Source organism: Bacillus sp. JFL15, assembly GCF_001184225.1.
Lineage (GTDB): Bacteria > Bacillota > Bacilli > Bacillales > Bacillaceae > Bacillus > Bacillus siamensis.
The window spans coordinates 546,323-560,506 of sequence record NZ_KQ236689.1; the positions used below are offsets into that span (position 1 = coordinate 546,323).

16 protein-coding genes are annotated in these 14,184 nt (G+C 45.1%); 4 read left to right on the forward strand and 12 right to left on the reverse strand.

Features of this window, described 5'->3' with window-relative positions; genetic code table 11:
* Positions 1-62: 62 nt before the first annotated feature.
* From AD710_RS02640 to AD710_RS02675, 8 genes are all read right to left on the reverse strand, one after another.
* Positions 63-1,376, reverse strand: a complete 1,314-nt coding sequence (locus tag AD710_RS02640; RefSeq protein WP_049627213.1) for an ABC transporter permease — start codon at positions 1,374-1,376, stop codon at positions 63-65.
* A complete protein-coding gene (locus AD710_RS02645; protein WP_045926413.1) occupies positions 1,366-2,061 on the reverse strand; it encodes an ABC transporter ATP-binding protein in 696 nt (231 codons plus the stop codon). The genes AD710_RS02640 and AD710_RS02645 overlap by 11 nt, the downstream gene beginning before the upstream one ends.
* A 15-nt stretch (positions 2,062-2,076) precedes the next feature.
* On the reverse strand, positions 2,077-3,063 hold the full coding sequence (locus AD710_RS02650) for a hypothetical protein (protein ID WP_049627214.1): 987 nt from the start codon (positions 3,061-3,063) through the stop codon (positions 2,077-2,079).
* Positions 3,064-3,099: 36 nt separating this feature from the next.
* Positions 3,100-4,086: an ABC transporter permease gene (locus AD710_RS02655; protein WP_049627215.1), complete on the reverse strand. Its 987-nt coding sequence runs from the start codon at positions 4,084-4,086 to the stop codon at positions 3,100-3,102.
* 15 nt (positions 4,087-4,101) lie between these two features.
* Positions 4,102-5,082, reverse strand: a complete 981-nt coding sequence (locus AD710_RS02660; protein ID WP_049627216.1) for an ABC transporter permease subunit — start codon at positions 5,080-5,082, stop codon at positions 4,102-4,104.
* Positions 5,076-5,954, reverse strand: a complete 879-nt coding sequence (locus AD710_RS02665) for an ABC transporter ATP-binding protein (RefSeq protein ID WP_047476804.1) — start codon at positions 5,952-5,954, stop codon at positions 5,076-5,078. The genes AD710_RS02660 and AD710_RS02665 overlap by 7 nt, the downstream gene beginning before the upstream one ends.
* Entirely contained in the window at positions 5,947-6,339 is a 393-nt protein-coding gene (locus AD710_RS02670; protein WP_049627217.1) for a GntR family transcriptional regulator, read from the reverse strand. The genes AD710_RS02665 and AD710_RS02670 overlap by 8 nt, the downstream gene beginning before the upstream one ends.
* A 350-nt stretch (positions 6,340-6,689) precedes the next feature.
* Positions 6,690-6,962, reverse strand: a complete 273-nt coding sequence (locus AD710_RS02675) for a YtzC family protein (RefSeq protein ID WP_016938496.1) — start codon at positions 6,960-6,962, stop codon at positions 6,690-6,692.
* 236 nt (positions 6,963-7,198) lie between these two features.
* On the opposite strand from AD710_RS02675, the gene AD710_RS02680 reads away from it, so the two are divergent.
* From AD710_RS02680 to AD710_RS02690, 3 genes are all read left to right on the forward strand, one after another.
* The gene (locus AD710_RS02680) at positions 7,199-8,167 is read left to right on the forward strand and encodes a tRNA modification radical SAM protein MnmL/YtqA (RefSeq protein WP_049627218.1); all 969 of its coding nucleotides are present in this window, start codon (positions 7,199-7,201) and stop codon (positions 8,165-8,167) included.
* Positions 8,164-8,745, forward strand: a complete 582-nt coding sequence (locus tag AD710_RS02685; RefSeq protein WP_049627219.1) for a tRNA 5-(aminomethyl)-2-thiouridylate-methyltransferase MnmM — start codon at positions 8,164-8,166, stop codon at positions 8,743-8,745. Before AD710_RS02680 ends, AD710_RS02685 begins: the two co-directional genes overlap by 4 nt.
* Before the next feature lie 127 nt (positions 8,746-8,872).
* On the forward strand, positions 8,873-9,067 hold the full coding sequence (locus AD710_RS02690) for a hypothetical protein (protein WP_003152265.1): 195 nt from the start codon (positions 8,873-8,875) through the stop codon (positions 9,065-9,067).
* Between the two features lie 19 nt (positions 9,068-9,086).
* Here AD710_RS02690 and AD710_RS02695 read toward each other — a convergent pair whose 3' ends face one another.
* The 3 genes from AD710_RS02695 to AD710_RS02705 form a co-directional block, all read right to left on the reverse strand.
* Positions 9,087-9,893, reverse strand: a complete 807-nt coding sequence (locus AD710_RS02695; RefSeq protein ID WP_049627220.1) for a glycerophosphodiester phosphodiesterase family protein — start codon at positions 9,891-9,893, stop codon at positions 9,087-9,089.
* A 92-nt stretch (positions 9,894-9,985) separates the two neighbouring features.
* Positions 9,986-11,065: a tetraprenyl-beta-curcumene synthase family protein gene (locus AD710_RS02700; protein WP_049628752.1), complete on the reverse strand. Its 1,080-nt coding sequence runs from the start codon at positions 11,063-11,065 to the stop codon at positions 9,986-9,988.
* A gap of 20 nt (positions 11,066-11,085) precedes the next feature.
* Positions 11,086-11,865: an alpha/beta hydrolase gene (locus tag AD710_RS02705; protein WP_049627221.1), complete on the reverse strand. Its 780-nt coding sequence runs from the start codon at positions 11,863-11,865 to the stop codon at positions 11,086-11,088.
* Positions 11,866-11,911: 46 nt separating this feature from the next.
* Between AD710_RS02705 and AD710_RS02710 the strand changes: the two genes are divergently transcribed.
* The gene (locus AD710_RS02710) at positions 11,912-12,427 is read left to right on the forward strand and encodes a gamma carbonic anhydrase (protein ID WP_095241536.1); all 516 of its coding nucleotides are present in this window, start codon (positions 11,912-11,914) and stop codon (positions 12,425-12,427) included.
* A gap of 175 nt (positions 12,428-12,602) precedes the next feature.
* Here AD710_RS02710 and alaP read toward each other — a convergent pair whose 3' ends face one another.
* Positions 12,603-14,006: an alanine permease AlaP gene (gene alaP / locus AD710_RS02715; protein ID WP_016938487.1), complete on the reverse strand. Its 1,404-nt coding sequence runs from the start codon at positions 14,004-14,006 to the stop codon at positions 12,603-12,605.
* Between the last annotated feature and the right edge of the window lie 178 nt (positions 14,007-14,184).

Genomic DNA, 14,184 nt, shown 5'->3' on the forward strand with positions numbered 1-14,184 from the left:
ATCCGCCCTTTTCTGATAGATAGATGAAAAACCGGCTGTTGCGTCCAGCCGGTTTTTTCTCTTTACAATTCTCTTCTTAATGCGGTCAGAACGTTGGTTTTTGTCGCTTTCCGTGCCGGATTCATACCCGAAATCACCGCGACCCCCGCACAAATGACAACTGCGATCACCACGAGGCTGAGCGGGATATAGGAGAAGGTATAATGAAGATCTTCAGCTCCGGTATTTCCCCCTACCGCTTTCAAGATAACCGGCACAGCCAGATTGACGGCAAAACTCACTCCGTAAGAAATGATAATACCAATGACAGATCCTAATATCCCGATATAGGCGCTTTCCATCAAAAACATTCTGCGGATGATGGACGGGCTTGCGCCGATCGCTTTCATAATCCCGATTTCCTGCGTTCTTTCCGTAACCGCCATCGTCATCGTATTGAAAATACCGATGGCAGAAATGACGACGGCGATAAAGCCGACAAAGATCAGACCGATTTTAAAGACGAGGAAAAACGTGTTGACGCCTTGAAGCTCGGTTGTGACGGACATGACTTGATAACCGTCATCACTCAAATCATTCGTTAACTGTTCAACATTGTCAAATTTGTCAGCGTAGACTTTTATGCTTTTTTCAGCATTTCCGCCTTTAAAATCTAAGAATTTCGAAAAATCCTTTTTGAATTGATCACTGATAAAAATATTTGTGTCCTCCATCCAATCTTGGGACGGTTTTTTTGTAATCCCGACAATTTTAAAGTCGTATGTTCTGGTTCCTTCCGTTTTTCCGCTATCATTGTTCGTTTTAGAAATGCTCAGCTGTATGGTTTTATTCAGCAGATCCTTCGTGTAGCCTTTTGGCTTTTTCACATCTGAGACATCGTCTTGATGATCCTTTAAGTCCTTGTTGTAAGCCTCAGCTTCTTTTTTCGTCAATAGGTTTTTCGCGAAATCATAACCGACCACAATTTCATTTTCTGATTTGGCTACTCTTCCCTGATCAAGCTCCATATTGGCTTTTACTTCATCTTTCATGTTCGTTAACACGACCGTTGAACCTTCGTTTGTCCTGTTATCCAATGACGCTTTATTCGGTTCATATACTTCGGTTCTTTCAACGACAGACTTGACATTCTTATATTTTTCCAAGTCTGATTTCTTCACGGCTTTTCCGTTCTCCTGGCCGAGCACTCTTATTTCCGTTACGATCTGCTGGCTCATGGTTATGTCTGTTATCGTTTTTTGTATGCCGAATCCGACGGAGGCCAGCACAACCAAAAATGCACATGCCATCGTTGTTGCAAGCACAGTCATGAAAACACGCAGGCGGTTTTTCTTCATATTTCTTCTGATAAAGTGAACCTGATCCTTAAATCTCAACAGTAACGCCCCCTTTTAATACGCCGTCGTGCAGCTGGAATTTTGAATGTGCAATCGAAGCGACTTCATCGTCATGCGTGATGATGACAAAAGTAATCCCGCGCTCCCGGTTCAGCTGCTGAATTAATGAAAGCACCTCAAGCTCCGTTTCTGAATCAAGGCTTCCCGTCGGCTCATCTGCTAAAATGATCGACGGATTTAAAATCAGCGCTCTTGCAATACTGACACGCTGCTGCTGGCCGCCTGACAGCTCATTCGGATAATGATTCGCATGATTCTCAAGTCCGACCCGTTTCAGCATGTCCGCGACTTTCTGCTTCCGTTCAGACGGTTTAATCCCTTTGAGGGCAAGCGGCATTTCAACATTTTCATAGGTTGTCAGACTCGGAATGAGCTGGAAGCTTTGAAAAATAAAGCCGAAATGTCCGAGGCGGAACTGAGCCCACTCCTTTTCACTGAAGCCTGTCACATCAGTGCCGTTAATGACGATACGCCCCTTCGTCGGCGCTATGTAGCCGGAAATTAAATTCAGAAGCGTCGATTTTCCGGAACCGCTTCGCCCTACGATACAGGCGATCTCCCCTTTTTCAACCGTCAAAGAGACGTCCTTCAGCACCGGAACCTGACTCTCTCTGCCTTTCCTGCCGATTTTAAATGAATGATCGATATGCTGCACCTCTATCACGTAAACCACTCCCCTTTATATTTGTTTCGTTTTTTTATAGACGAAGTAATAACTGATGAAAAACCCGATAACCGCGCCGATCAGCATGCCGAATATATAACCGGTATATGAACCGTTACCGTTATAAGCATATCCGCATACACCCGCACTTCCCAGCATGCTAAGCGCCATGACCAGCCCTTGGATTATACGTTCTGTATGTTTGTTCAAGATAAAATGTCCGCTTCGCTCACTCGGCATTTTCAGGAAATTCACATAGCCGAAAAGATAGAAACAAAATCCCATTAACGCAGATATAAGCAAGGCATGTTTCGTGTAATACATCCATGGTGTATGGATGTAAGCGGCAGGCATGAAATAGATCAGAAATCCGCTCCAAGGAAAATGAATATTCTGCACAGCCTGGCTGCCAAAAAGGAACTCAGCGTTTAACAGGTAAATGATCAAGACAACGATCGGAAAAACGGAGACCATGAACGCTGTGATCAGCTGTGCTGCTAAATTGCCTGTTATCGTGCCGGCGGCTGTCACTAATGCATAAATCATCAAGCTGATGACCAGCATCCCGGCGCTGAATGAGTGAAAATGATGTACAGCGTCAGGTTTAAGCGCAAGAAACAATATGTCCGATAATCCGTAAGAAACAAGCTGCGAGCCGGCTAACACGGCTGCTCCCAACAAAAACTTAGTATGGAATATCCGGCTTCTCGAATACGGCAGACTCAATGTAAACATGTTTTCAGCCCGTCCCGCTCTTGTCAGAAAAAGCCCCATCATAACCGGAGGAATGAAGTGCAGCCCAATCAAATTCTGATTGCTGTAATTCATGCTGAATGTACAAACTGAACCTGAATATTGATGAAGCGCACCCAAACAATCCTTATAGTGAAAATACTCATTTATAATTGCCAAAGGGCCTAATATAGATAAGAACCCCGCTGTAAAAAGCAGCAGAGTCTGCCTCTGCTTCCATTCTTTATAAAGCAAACCGTTAATCGGCACCTTGCCTTCCCCCAAACTACACATTTTCATACAAACTTACATATGCTTTGTTTTTCTGTAAATTGTAAAATAAGTGATCAAAAACCCGATAACTGCACCAATGATAACACCAGCTATATATCCGAACATGGAGAGTGTTATTGAGTACGAAATAACGCCAAACCCTAGTACTGAAATCGCGATCACTAAGATCTGCACCGGGCGGTCCAATTTTCTCCAAAGAAAGAATCTGCCGTTCCGTTCATTCGGATGTTTCAAAAAACTGACGTAACCGATCAGATAAAAGATGAAGCCCATCATTGCCGGAATGAATAAGATGAAATACCTCTCTCTGATCCAGTTGTTAAACACATATCCAATTGGCGTTAAAAACAGGAACAATTGGGTCCTAATGTAGCCTTCAAAGTAAGAAAACGCTTCTCCGACGCTCAAGTGGAAAACAACCTCCAGATTCGCGGCCGGCAGACCGATGAGTAAAAAGGGCAGAACCGTTACTGTAAACGCAGTTAACAGCTGGGCGAATATATGTCCTGTTAATGCGCCGGCTGCCATTAACAGGGCGTAAGCCATCAAACTGATCACAATCATTCCGATTGAAAAATGATCAAAATCGTACGTTTGGCTCGGTTTCAGCAAAGATATGAGCAATGACGCCGCTCCGTAGCCTATCGCCTGAGAAACAACAATGACTGCCGCGCCAAGCCAGAATTTAGTCTGAAAGATTTGGCCTCTGCTGTAAGGCATGCTTAACAAGGCGTCCATCGTTCCCTTTGTCCGTTCCAAGCCCAATAAGCAGACAGCAATGACGACACTCACAACCCAGCTGAAAGAAAGAAGCGACCCATTCGTATAACTCAACGAAAATTCACAATCTTGAAGTACTTGGTTATTCAAACACCCTTGATATGTTGAGTAGTTGTTATAAACCATAAAAGGGTTTGCCGCTATTAATAAAATACCGCTCAACAAAAACAGCCACTGATTTTTCTTCCATTCTGTGTACAATAATCCCCGCGGTATCATTCCGGTTCTCCTCTCTTACACATGCTTTGCTTTTTTATAAATTACAAAATAACTGACTAAAAATCCGACCGCTCCCCCGATCAGCATCCCGGCCACATATCCTGTCATTGACTGTCCCGTCGAGTACCCCGCGAGACCAAAACCGAGAACGCCGATCATGATGACCACAATCTGAACGGGGCGGTCAAGCTGTCTCCAGAGGAAAAAACGGCCGTTCCGTTCCACCGGCTGTCTGACATAGCAAAAGTACCCGATGGCATAAAATACAATGCTCATCACTGCCGGGATGAGTAATATATACTTGCTGGCAGATACCCAATCCGTATTAACATACATGATCGGAATCAGATATTGAAACGAATCGTTTAGGTAAGTATTGACTGACGGCATCAGCTCATACATGCCGACCCCGAAAATGACTTCCGCATTTGACAGCGGCAACGTAATAATTAGGTAAGGCGCTATCGACACAGTAAACGCCGTTAACAGCTGGGCGAACGTATTGCCCGTTAAGCAGCCTGCACTCGCGACTAATGCAAAAGCCAAAATACTCACAATGATCTCACCGACGCTGTAATGATGGAAGAAATATACGCGCTCAGGCTTTAACAGAAGAATGAGCAGCTCAGCCAGCCCGTAGCCGATGATTTGGAATCCGGCAATGACCGCCGCTCCGAGCCAAAATTTGGTGTGAAACACCTGAGCGCGGGAATAAGGCAGACTGAACAGCACATCAATCGTTCCTTTCGTACGCTCCAGTCCGAATAAGCAAACCGCCAAGATCACAGCGGGCGCCCAGTTCAAGTTCAGCATTCCGCTATCCAAAGAATTCACATAAAACTTACAATATGCTCCGTGGGTATCCAGACAGCCTTGGTAGACCAGATAGGTATTTAATACTTCAAACGGATTAACTGCCGCTAAAAAAATGCCTACCATCACGAGAACAGTTCGATTCTGCATCCATTCTCTGTACAGCAATCCCCTGTCTACCATCTCCGGTTCCCCCCAAACTTCGCGATGAAGACTTCTTCTAAATTCACAGGAAGCTCGTTCCATACTTTCGGCCGCAGCTTTTGCAGAAATTCCTTTTTCTTCTCATCGTTTTTCGGAATCAGCACTGTATAAAATACACCGGCATGGTCGAGAATCGGTATGTTTTGTTCTCTAATCATCAAGTTGACATCCTCTTCAAACGCCATTTGGATTTTCATGTATTCTTCCTTCATATCATCCAAATCCATCACATTCGTCAGCTGGCTGCCTTCCAAAAATCCGATCCGGTTGCACATTCGCTCAATATCTTCTAAACGATGTGAGGTAATCAGGATGCTCGTTTCCCGTTCAGCCACTTCGTCCACCATAAGCTGAAGCACGTCATGACGCGTTACGGCGTCAATGCCGTCCGTCGGTTCATCCAAAAGAATCAGTGCCGGCCGTGACGCAAAGGCAAGGACGAGCGCGAGCTGTTTTTTCAGCCCTGTTGATAGTTCACGGTATTTCTTCGTTTCCGGAATATTGTACCTGTTCATCAGTTCATTGGCGTAAGTCACATCAAAATTCGGATAGATTCTGCTTACAATCGCAACAAGCTGTTTATATGTATATTTGTCATAAAAAGGATTTTCAACAGGCATATAAATGATATTCTGTTTTACTTTTGGGTGCCGCTTTATTTCCACCTGATTAAATAAAACCGTCCCTTGGTCCGGCAGGAGAATCTGCTGAATGAGCCGGAGCAGCGTTGTTTTCCCTGATCCGTTTCGGCCTAGCAGCCCGAAAATTTCTCCTTTTCCGATAGTGAGTGAAATGTCTTTGAGCACTTCTTTACCGTCAATTGTTTTTGAGAGATTGCGCAATTCAATCATCATCCGTGCCTCCTTTCACATCAGCGCTGATTTCCTTTATCCATTCCTGCAGCTTCTCCAGCTCAACTCCCGCGTAATGGGCATCGATGATGAGCTGTTTCAATTGCTCTTTTATCATCGTCATCTTCCCTTCAACCAATGTCTTTTTTGCATTCTCCGATATATACGTTCCTCTTCCCCGCAGCGTTTCAATGACGCCATCGCGTTCAAGCTCCTTGTACGCTTTGCTGACTGTATTCGGATTGGCGATAATGATCGTTGCCAATTCTCTGACAGAAGGAAGTTTATCCCCCGGCTTCATGATCCCTTTCAAACAAAGCTCTTTCAATTGCTGTATGATTTGCTCATAAATCGGAGTTGAGCTTCTCGGGTCGATTTGAATCATTTACTTCCCTTCTTTCTTTTACGAGCTGCTCGATTTCTTTAAATGTTCTGCCACTGAAAACCGATGACGACAAGAATGACAAACAGACTGCTGGCCAAAACCGAAGCGGCGATAATAAGGGGCACATCTTGTTTTACGGATCTTTTGTTTTTCATGAAAGCTCTCCTTTCCTTTGCTCAGCATTTATATGTCGTTTTTATTTTTTTGAGTGTTTGCGGTGTATTACATCAAGTAGTACACGTAATACAATAAACACACTCCGCCTTATTGTCAATTCTTTTTTGAAAAGAAATACAAAAAAACCCGCCGGGATTCCGGCAGGTTTTTTTGCACCATCTAAGACAGCGCGGTCAGTAATCGAAATTACGCTGCAAAATCATATTGTTTTGCAAAGTCTGCAGCTGCAGCCTCATTCGGTAAAGCTGTTCTCTCTGCTGATCATTCGCAGATAATGACAGCTTGTTTAATTCATTCACCGCGTTTTCAAGCATCATTTGCGCTTCACTGTACTCATTATCATTATAATGCTCTTGTTTTGAAGCGGTTATAAATTGCTCATTCGCAAATTCATACGCCTGTTCGCTTCTTTGGAGATGTTCATCTACTGATTGTCTTGTTGCCAACGAAACCCCTCCTCAGTGAATGGAAATCAAATTTAGTTTGAGCGGACGAAAAATGAATAACACCCGAAGGTTGCAGGAAAGGGAACCAAATTTTCCGTATGTCAGCTAAAGGAATGAGAATTCTGTCTGCAGTCATAATAAGCAAAAGAAAGCCGCATCTGTTTTCACATTGTGAACCCCCATCATTCATGCTACAATTTTAGGATGCATCTGATGTGAGGGAGGCTTTTTGAACATTGAACGAGAATAACCCTTTTCCTTATTCAAATACGGAAAAACGGTACCATACATTAAATTATCATCTGCGGGAGCATTTCGGACATAAAGTGTTTAAAGTCGCGCTTGACGGCGGTTTTGACTGTCCGAATCGGGACGGCACGGTCGCACACGGCGGCTGCACGTTCTGCAGCGCTGCGGGCTCCGGCGATTTTGCCGGTAACCGGGCCGATGACTTAATCACGCAATTTCACGATATCAAAAGCCGCATGCACGAAAAGTGGAAAGACGGCAAATATATCGCCTATTTTCAAGCGTTCACGAATACGCATGCTCCGGTAGAGGAGCTGCGTGAGAAATTTGAATCCGTACTCAAGCTTGACGGCGTTGTCGGCATGTCTATCGCAACCCGTCCGGACTGCCTGCCCGATGATGTGGTGGAATATTTAGCAGAACTGAATGAGCGGACATATTTGTGGGTTGAGCTCGGTTTGCAGACCGTACATGAGCGGACCGCCCTTCTGATTAACCGCGCCCATGATTTTGACTGCTATGTTGAGGGCGTCAATAAGCTGAGAAAACACGGCATCCGCGTTTGTTCCCATATCATTAACGGGCTTCCGCTCGAAAACAGGGACATGATGATGGAAACGGCCAAAGCGGTTGCCGATTTGGATGTTCAAGGCATCAAAATTCACCTGCTTCATTTATTAAAAGGCACACCGATGGTGAAGCAGTATGAAAAAGGAAAGCTTGAATTCCTTTCTCAGGAAGAATATGTCCAGCTTGTATGTGATCAGCTCGAAATCATTCCCCCGGAAATGATCGTTCACCGCATTACGGGAGACGGGCCGATCGAATTAATGGTCGGGCCGATGTGGAGCGTCAACAAGTGGGAAGTACTGGGCGCCATTCAAAAAGAGCTGGAAGCACGCGGAAGCTATCAAGGAAAGCATTTCAGGAAAATCGGGGAGGAGGCTGCCCTATGACCTTGATGCATATCCTCCCTTTCAGTAAAGAATTGCTGAAGTCAGCCGCTCAAGAAGGAGATATCACGGTTGACGCGACGATGGGCAACGGACATGATACATATTTTCTGGCAGGCCTTGTCGGTGAGACAGGACATGTTCATGCCTTCGATATTCAAGCGGACGCACTCGCCAAAACGAAGGAGCGGCTCGGTGCCGCCTTCAGCCCGCGCGTCACGCTTCACCATAAGAGCCATGATCAAATCAAGGCCTCTCTGCCCAAGGAAGCGCACGGGCATGTGGCTTGTGCGGTGTTTAATCTCGGCTATCTGCCCGGCGGCGATAAAAGCATTACGACAAACGGCCGCTCAACCATTTCTGCCATCGAACAGCTCCTTGAACTGCTGAAGGAAAACGGGCTGATCGTTCTCGTTGTGTACTACGGGCATCCTGAAGGCAAGACGGAAAAGAATGCGCTTCTAAAGTATTGCGAAAACCTAGATCAGGAAAAGGCACGCGTGCTGAGCTACGGCTTTCTCAATCAGCGAAACGACCCGCCGTTTATTATAGCGATTGAAAAGAAATCTGCCGGCAAATAAAGAATCGGCCTGTCATAAGCGGGCCGATTCTTTTTGTGAATGGTGTTTACATTTTTTCGAAAGTCCCTTACCATGAATAATGGAAAAAAGTACATGTTTAAATGTAACATCCGGGAGGAGCAGCAGTTTGAATATTCTTCGCATCATATTTTCCAGTGTTCCCTATGTCATGTTCGTCATCATCTTATCAAGACATTTAGGATTTGAGTTCGCAAAAACCTATTATTGGTGGTTTGCCGCATTTTTCGTCATCGGGCTGATCGGCAAATTTGCAATGCACCTTGCGGCAAAAAAGAAACCATTAAAAAAAGAGACAGCGTAAATCGCATGTCTCTTTTTATTTACTGCTTTTGCAGCACGTTACGTGTATACGCAGGATTATTTGTAAATACCCCATCTACTTTTTGTTTCAGCATAATCGGCGTCAGAGCCCGCTCATCTTCCTTATCAAAAAAGACGTGAACCTTCATCTTATTGTGGTGGATACGTTTGACGGCGGCTTCATTTGTTAATTTAGCATTAAGACCGACTGTATCAGCATATGTTCTGATGGCTTGCAGCTGCTTATCATTTATGTTCTCAGCCTCTTTATCTTTTAATAACCGAACAAGAGGAACGCTTTTATTCATAGACCGAACTTTCTTTAAGCTCTTCTCGCTAAAGGATTCAATGACTGCTTTATGACTGGAAATCAGCTTATATTTTTGTAATATGTCAATCAGCTTCTTTTCCATCACCAGGCTGCCGTTACTTTCTCTTGTCTCAATATAGTAATTGGCAGTTTGTCCGAATTTCTCTATGATTTCTTCAATCGTTAAAATCTTTTCTCCTTTTCCGGCATTCAGTTTTTTGATCTCAGCCAAAGACAGATCCTCTGTCAATCCTTTACCATCAGTTGTCCGATCGACTGTTTTATCATGAATTGCAATCAGATGGCCGTCTTTTGTCTCCCTTAAGTCTATCTCAATATAGTCTGCTTTGTCTTTAATGGCACGTGCATAGGATAAAGCAGTATGTTCCGGTTCAATCGCAGAAGAGCCCCTGTGAGCTATTAATACGGGATGATAGCCGGCGGAAGCATGTATGACGGAGCAGCCGCCCGTCATGGAAATTAATCCTATGATGACTAAATACTTTAATTTTTTCATAAAATTAAAGTATCATATTATGCCTGCGCAAACAATGTTTCATTCTAAGAATAAAAAAACCGCGCCTTCATGAGAAAGGCGCAGTTCACCCATTATGAACTTTTCGTCCATGCCATCTTCTGAAATTTGCGGTAGGCTCTTCCGTTGATATAAAAGAAAAATGACGTTTTTCCGCTTGCTCTGATCAGCTTTCGCGCGAGGCGGCCCATTTCTTTTTGGCTGGCGACTTTGTCATCGGATAAGTAGACGCCGAGCAGCCCCCTGTTAATCAGCCGGTGGAAGTTTTCATGCGGAATGCCGTGCAGATGTTCATCCGCTTTTTCAATAAAATGCTTCAGTCTCTGCATCATTTCTTCATGAGACTGATAATACGTACAGAAATTCAAATCGCCTTCAAGCAGATCCTCTTCCTGGTCAATTAAATAATCGAGCAGAATGTGCAAGCCTTGTATGTACGGAAAATAACTGCTGCGGATTTTCTCAGCGGTATGTTCGTTAAAATCAGGCTGGAATGAATAAGCAACGAGACAGAAAATGCCTAACGTCGATCCGGCGCAGGCCGAGAACTCAAACCACTCCATTTCCGGAAGCTTTGACTGATACTGCTCAAACCAGGCTTTAAGCCTCGGAACGCGTTCATGTTCTACGACATGCTTATGAACCTGAAGATCGCAATAATAATCGCACAGCTCAAGCAGATACGGTTTAATAAGGCTGTAATGTTCTATTGACCCAAGCACCCGCTGGCATGTTCTGACCAGCTCATGAAGATAACCGCCGTCATCCCGCTCCTCTCTGTACTGATAGTACGGCTGCACCTCTGCACCGACCGTCAGCGCGTCCCGCATGGAAAGGTGAAGCATGCGGAAATCCTCCGGGTCAAGCGATGTGCTGCGGTCGCACAGATTGTCCAGATAATCACTGATCGTCTGATACGCAATGATAAATTGCACGCACTTCTCTTTTTGCTCTCCCGACAGCAGTGCTAAAATGCCGCCGCCTTCACAATGAAACGATTTATCACGGATACTTGCGGCCGCCTGCTGCCGCAGCTCGGTATTTTTAATGGAATCTGATTTTTCCCGCCACATATTCAATTCCTGATGAACGAGCGGAAAAATTTCCCGATACACTTTTGCCATAAGGTTAAAAGGATGTTCCGGTACTGTCAACATATGCACCTCCAGCGAATTCAAATATACTGATCTGTAAAGGCTTTCGCCGCCTTAAACACAGCTTCTCTTTCCGGTTCATTGAAAATTTCATGATAAAGCCCTTCCCACTCCCGGTAAGACTTATTATGGGAAGCCACACCGGAAAACCATTTGCGGACTTTCATTTTATCGACGATTTTGTCATCACCGCCCTGCATAAGCAAAAGCGGCACCTTTAAAAACGCATCAGTCGGCACCATAGCGGCATCAATCGTTTTTATAAGCTCTCTGTACCATCTTACAGATACTTTCGTGACATATAAAGAATCGTTTTGATCCGCTTCAATCATATCCGCATTCCTCGTCGCCATATCAGGCGATAAACCGGAGTCCACTCTGATGGACGGAGCGAGGACATTCAGCCCTTTAGACGCAAAATCAAGCACTTTATTGACTTTTATTTGCAGCCCGAGACAAGGTGATGATAAAATGAGTGCCGTAATGCGGGGATTTCTCTGCTGCTTAAACCATTCTATCGCAATCAGTCCGCCCATGCTGTGGCCCAAAAGGAAAACGGGTGCTTCAAGCGTTCTCGCTTGATCAATCCATATATCTACTTCATCAATGTATTCTTGGAAAGAGCGAATATGCCCTCTGGCGCGGGTGGATGTTCCCTGACCCGGCAAATCGCCCATCACCACGTTATATCCGGAAGATCTCCACATTTCAACGAGCCATTTATAACGCCCGTGATATTCGCTTGCCCCGTGGATGATGACAATGGTACCGACGGGCCTGTCTGCTTTCCAAGTCCACATGCAGTTCACCTCTTACATAAATTTAGAGAAAGAAGGATGAGACATGATAATCTACCCTTATAAACAATTTACGCCGGATATACATCCTGATGCGTTTATCGCGGATAACGCCGTCATTACGGGTGACGTCGTGATCGGAGAACAATCAAGCATTTGGTTCTCAGCCGTCATCCGCGGTGATGTTGCGCCGACAAGGATCGGAAAAAGAGTCAGCATACAAGACTTGAGCTGTCTGCATCAAAGTCCCGGCCGCCCGCTTCTTATTGAAGATGACGTCACGATCGGCCATCAGGTTACACTGCACAGCGCAGTCATCAGAAAGAATGCTTTAATCGGTATGGGCTCCGTCATTCTGGACGGGGCGGAAATCGGAGAAGGCGCGTTTATCGGCGCCGGAAGTCTCGTTCCTCCGGGCAAAACCATTCCTCCCGGCTGTCTTGCGTTCGGCCGGCCCGCAAAGGTCATCCGCCGGCTGACAGAAGAAGACATACGGGACATGGAAAGAATCAGATCGGAATATGTTGAAAAAGGCCGATACTATAAAACACTGCAAGAGAAATAAAAAAGATCAGCTTTGTTTTACTACTGTACCATTTTTCAAAATATTATTTAAGTAATAACCATTTGCGTTCCGCTGATTGTCAGGAAACAGTAGCAAAATGTTCAGGAATTTGTTTTATTCTTCCCCCTTTTACCCGATCCTATGAAAAAAGAGCCCATTTCAGCAGGCTCTTTTTTTACGCTTTTTCAGCGAATGTCTGTCCGTTTTCCAGGTTTATGTGTTTTCTTTTGTGGAAGCCTTTCCCGTAATAGGCTGCTAATAAAATGCCGAACCAGACAGGGCCGATGATGACAGCCACCCTGGTTTCTGCATCAAAAGCCATCAGCACAACGACAAATGCGAGAAAAGCCAGTGAGATGTATGAGGAAAAAGGGTATAAAGGCATTTTATATTTTAGTTTTTTCCGTTCTTCCGGCTGTAAACTTTTACGGTATTTCATTTGGGAAAGCAAAATAATCGCCCATGTCCAAATTGCTCCGAACGTCGCAATGCTTGTCACCCACGTAAACACTTTCGCCGGCACCACGTAGTTCAGCAGAACGCCGATGCATAACGCACCCGCTGAAACCAATACCGCTTTTCCCGGCACGCCGCCTTTTGTGACCGTGCCGTAGGCTTTCGGGGCTTCATTTTGCTCCGCGAGATTAAACAGCATACGCCCCGTGCTGAAGATCCCGCTGTTGCAGGAAGAAAGAGCCGCCGTCAAAACGACAAAATTAATGATTCCGGCTGCTGCGGGAATTCCGATTTTTTCAAATGTCAAAACAAACGGACTTCCGCCTGAACCGATTTCCTGCCACGGATAAATTGACATAATGACAAATAAAGCTCCGACGTAAAAAATGAGAATGCGCCAAAAAACAGTATCAATGGCCCGCGCCAATGATTTTTCCGGATTTTTGACCTCACCAGCTGTGACACCGATCAGCTCAATTCCGAGATATGCAAACATGACCATTTGCAGCGACAGCAGCACCCCTTTAATCCCATTCGGGAAAAAGCCGCCGTTGCTCCATAAATTGCTGATTCCAAGCGCGACGCCTCCGTTTCCGAGACCGAATACGATCATCACCAGACCGATCGCAATCATTGACAGAATCGCCAAGACTTTAATGAGCGCAAACCAGAATTCAAGTTCACCATACGCTTTGACCGCCAGAAAGTTGACAGCTGTCATAATGACGAGTGCACAAAGCGCCCAGATCCATGACGGCACGTCAGGGAACCAGTAGCCCATATAAATGCCGACCGCGGTGATTTCCGCCATACAGGTAACGACCCATAAAAACCAATAATTCCAGCCTGTTAAAAAGCCGGCCAGCGGCCCGAGATAATCTCTTGCATAGCGGCTGAATGAGCCGGCAACAGGCTTTTGAATCGCCATTTCCCCTAATGCCCGCATAATAAAAAACATAATCAGCCCGCTGCAGGCGTAAGCGGCTAAAATCCCCGGTCCTGCAAGCTTTATGGCAGAAGCTGACCCGAGAAACAGTCCGACCCCTATCGCGGCGCCCAAAGACATAAGTGAGATATGCCTCTCTTCCAAACCGCGGTGAAGCGTTTTTCCTTTGTTTTGCATAACTCTCCCCCCTGATTTTGACAGAAAAGTAACAAACCGAGACGAAATAGCCAGAAAGCACTTTCCGGCATCTGCCCGATTAGTCCTATTATAACCTTTTTCTGAATATTGCGTAATACTTTACTGAAAACATAGCGGAATAGACGGTTTACATAAAACAATAGAAAAAAAGGCTTTC

Bases quoted from the DNA above. Each gene is read 5' to 3' on its own strand.
- AD710_RS02685 (WP_049627219.1), top strand. From the start codon at position 8,164: ATGACCTTGATGCATATCCTCCCTTTCAGTAAAGAATTGCTGAAGTCA.
- AD710_RS02705 (WP_049627221.1), bottom strand. From the start codon at position 11,865: ATGTGGACTTGGAAAGCAGACAGGCCCGTCGGTACCATTGTCATCATC.
- alaP (WP_016938487.1), bottom strand. From the start codon at position 14,006: ATGCAAAACAAAGGAAAAACGCTTCACCGCGGTTTGGAAGAGAGGCAT.
- AD710_RS02660 (WP_049627216.1), bottom strand. From the start codon at position 5,082: ATGGTAGACAGGGGATTGCTGTACAGAGAATGGATGCAGAATCGAACT.
- AD710_RS02695 (WP_049627220.1), bottom strand. From the start codon at position 9,893: ATGAAAAAATTAAAGTATTTAGTCATCATAGGATTAATTTCCATGACG.
- AD710_RS02655 (WP_049627215.1), bottom strand. From the start codon at position 4,086: ATGATACCGCGGGGATTATTGTACACAGAATGGAAGAAAAATCAGTGG.
- AD710_RS02665 (WP_047476804.1), bottom strand. From the start codon at position 5,954: ATGATTGAATTGCGCAATCTCTCAAAAACAATTGACGGTAAAGAAGTG.
- AD710_RS02670 (WP_049627217.1), bottom strand. From the start codon at position 6,339: ATGATTCAAATCGACCCGAGAAGCTCAACTCCGATTTATGAGCAAATC.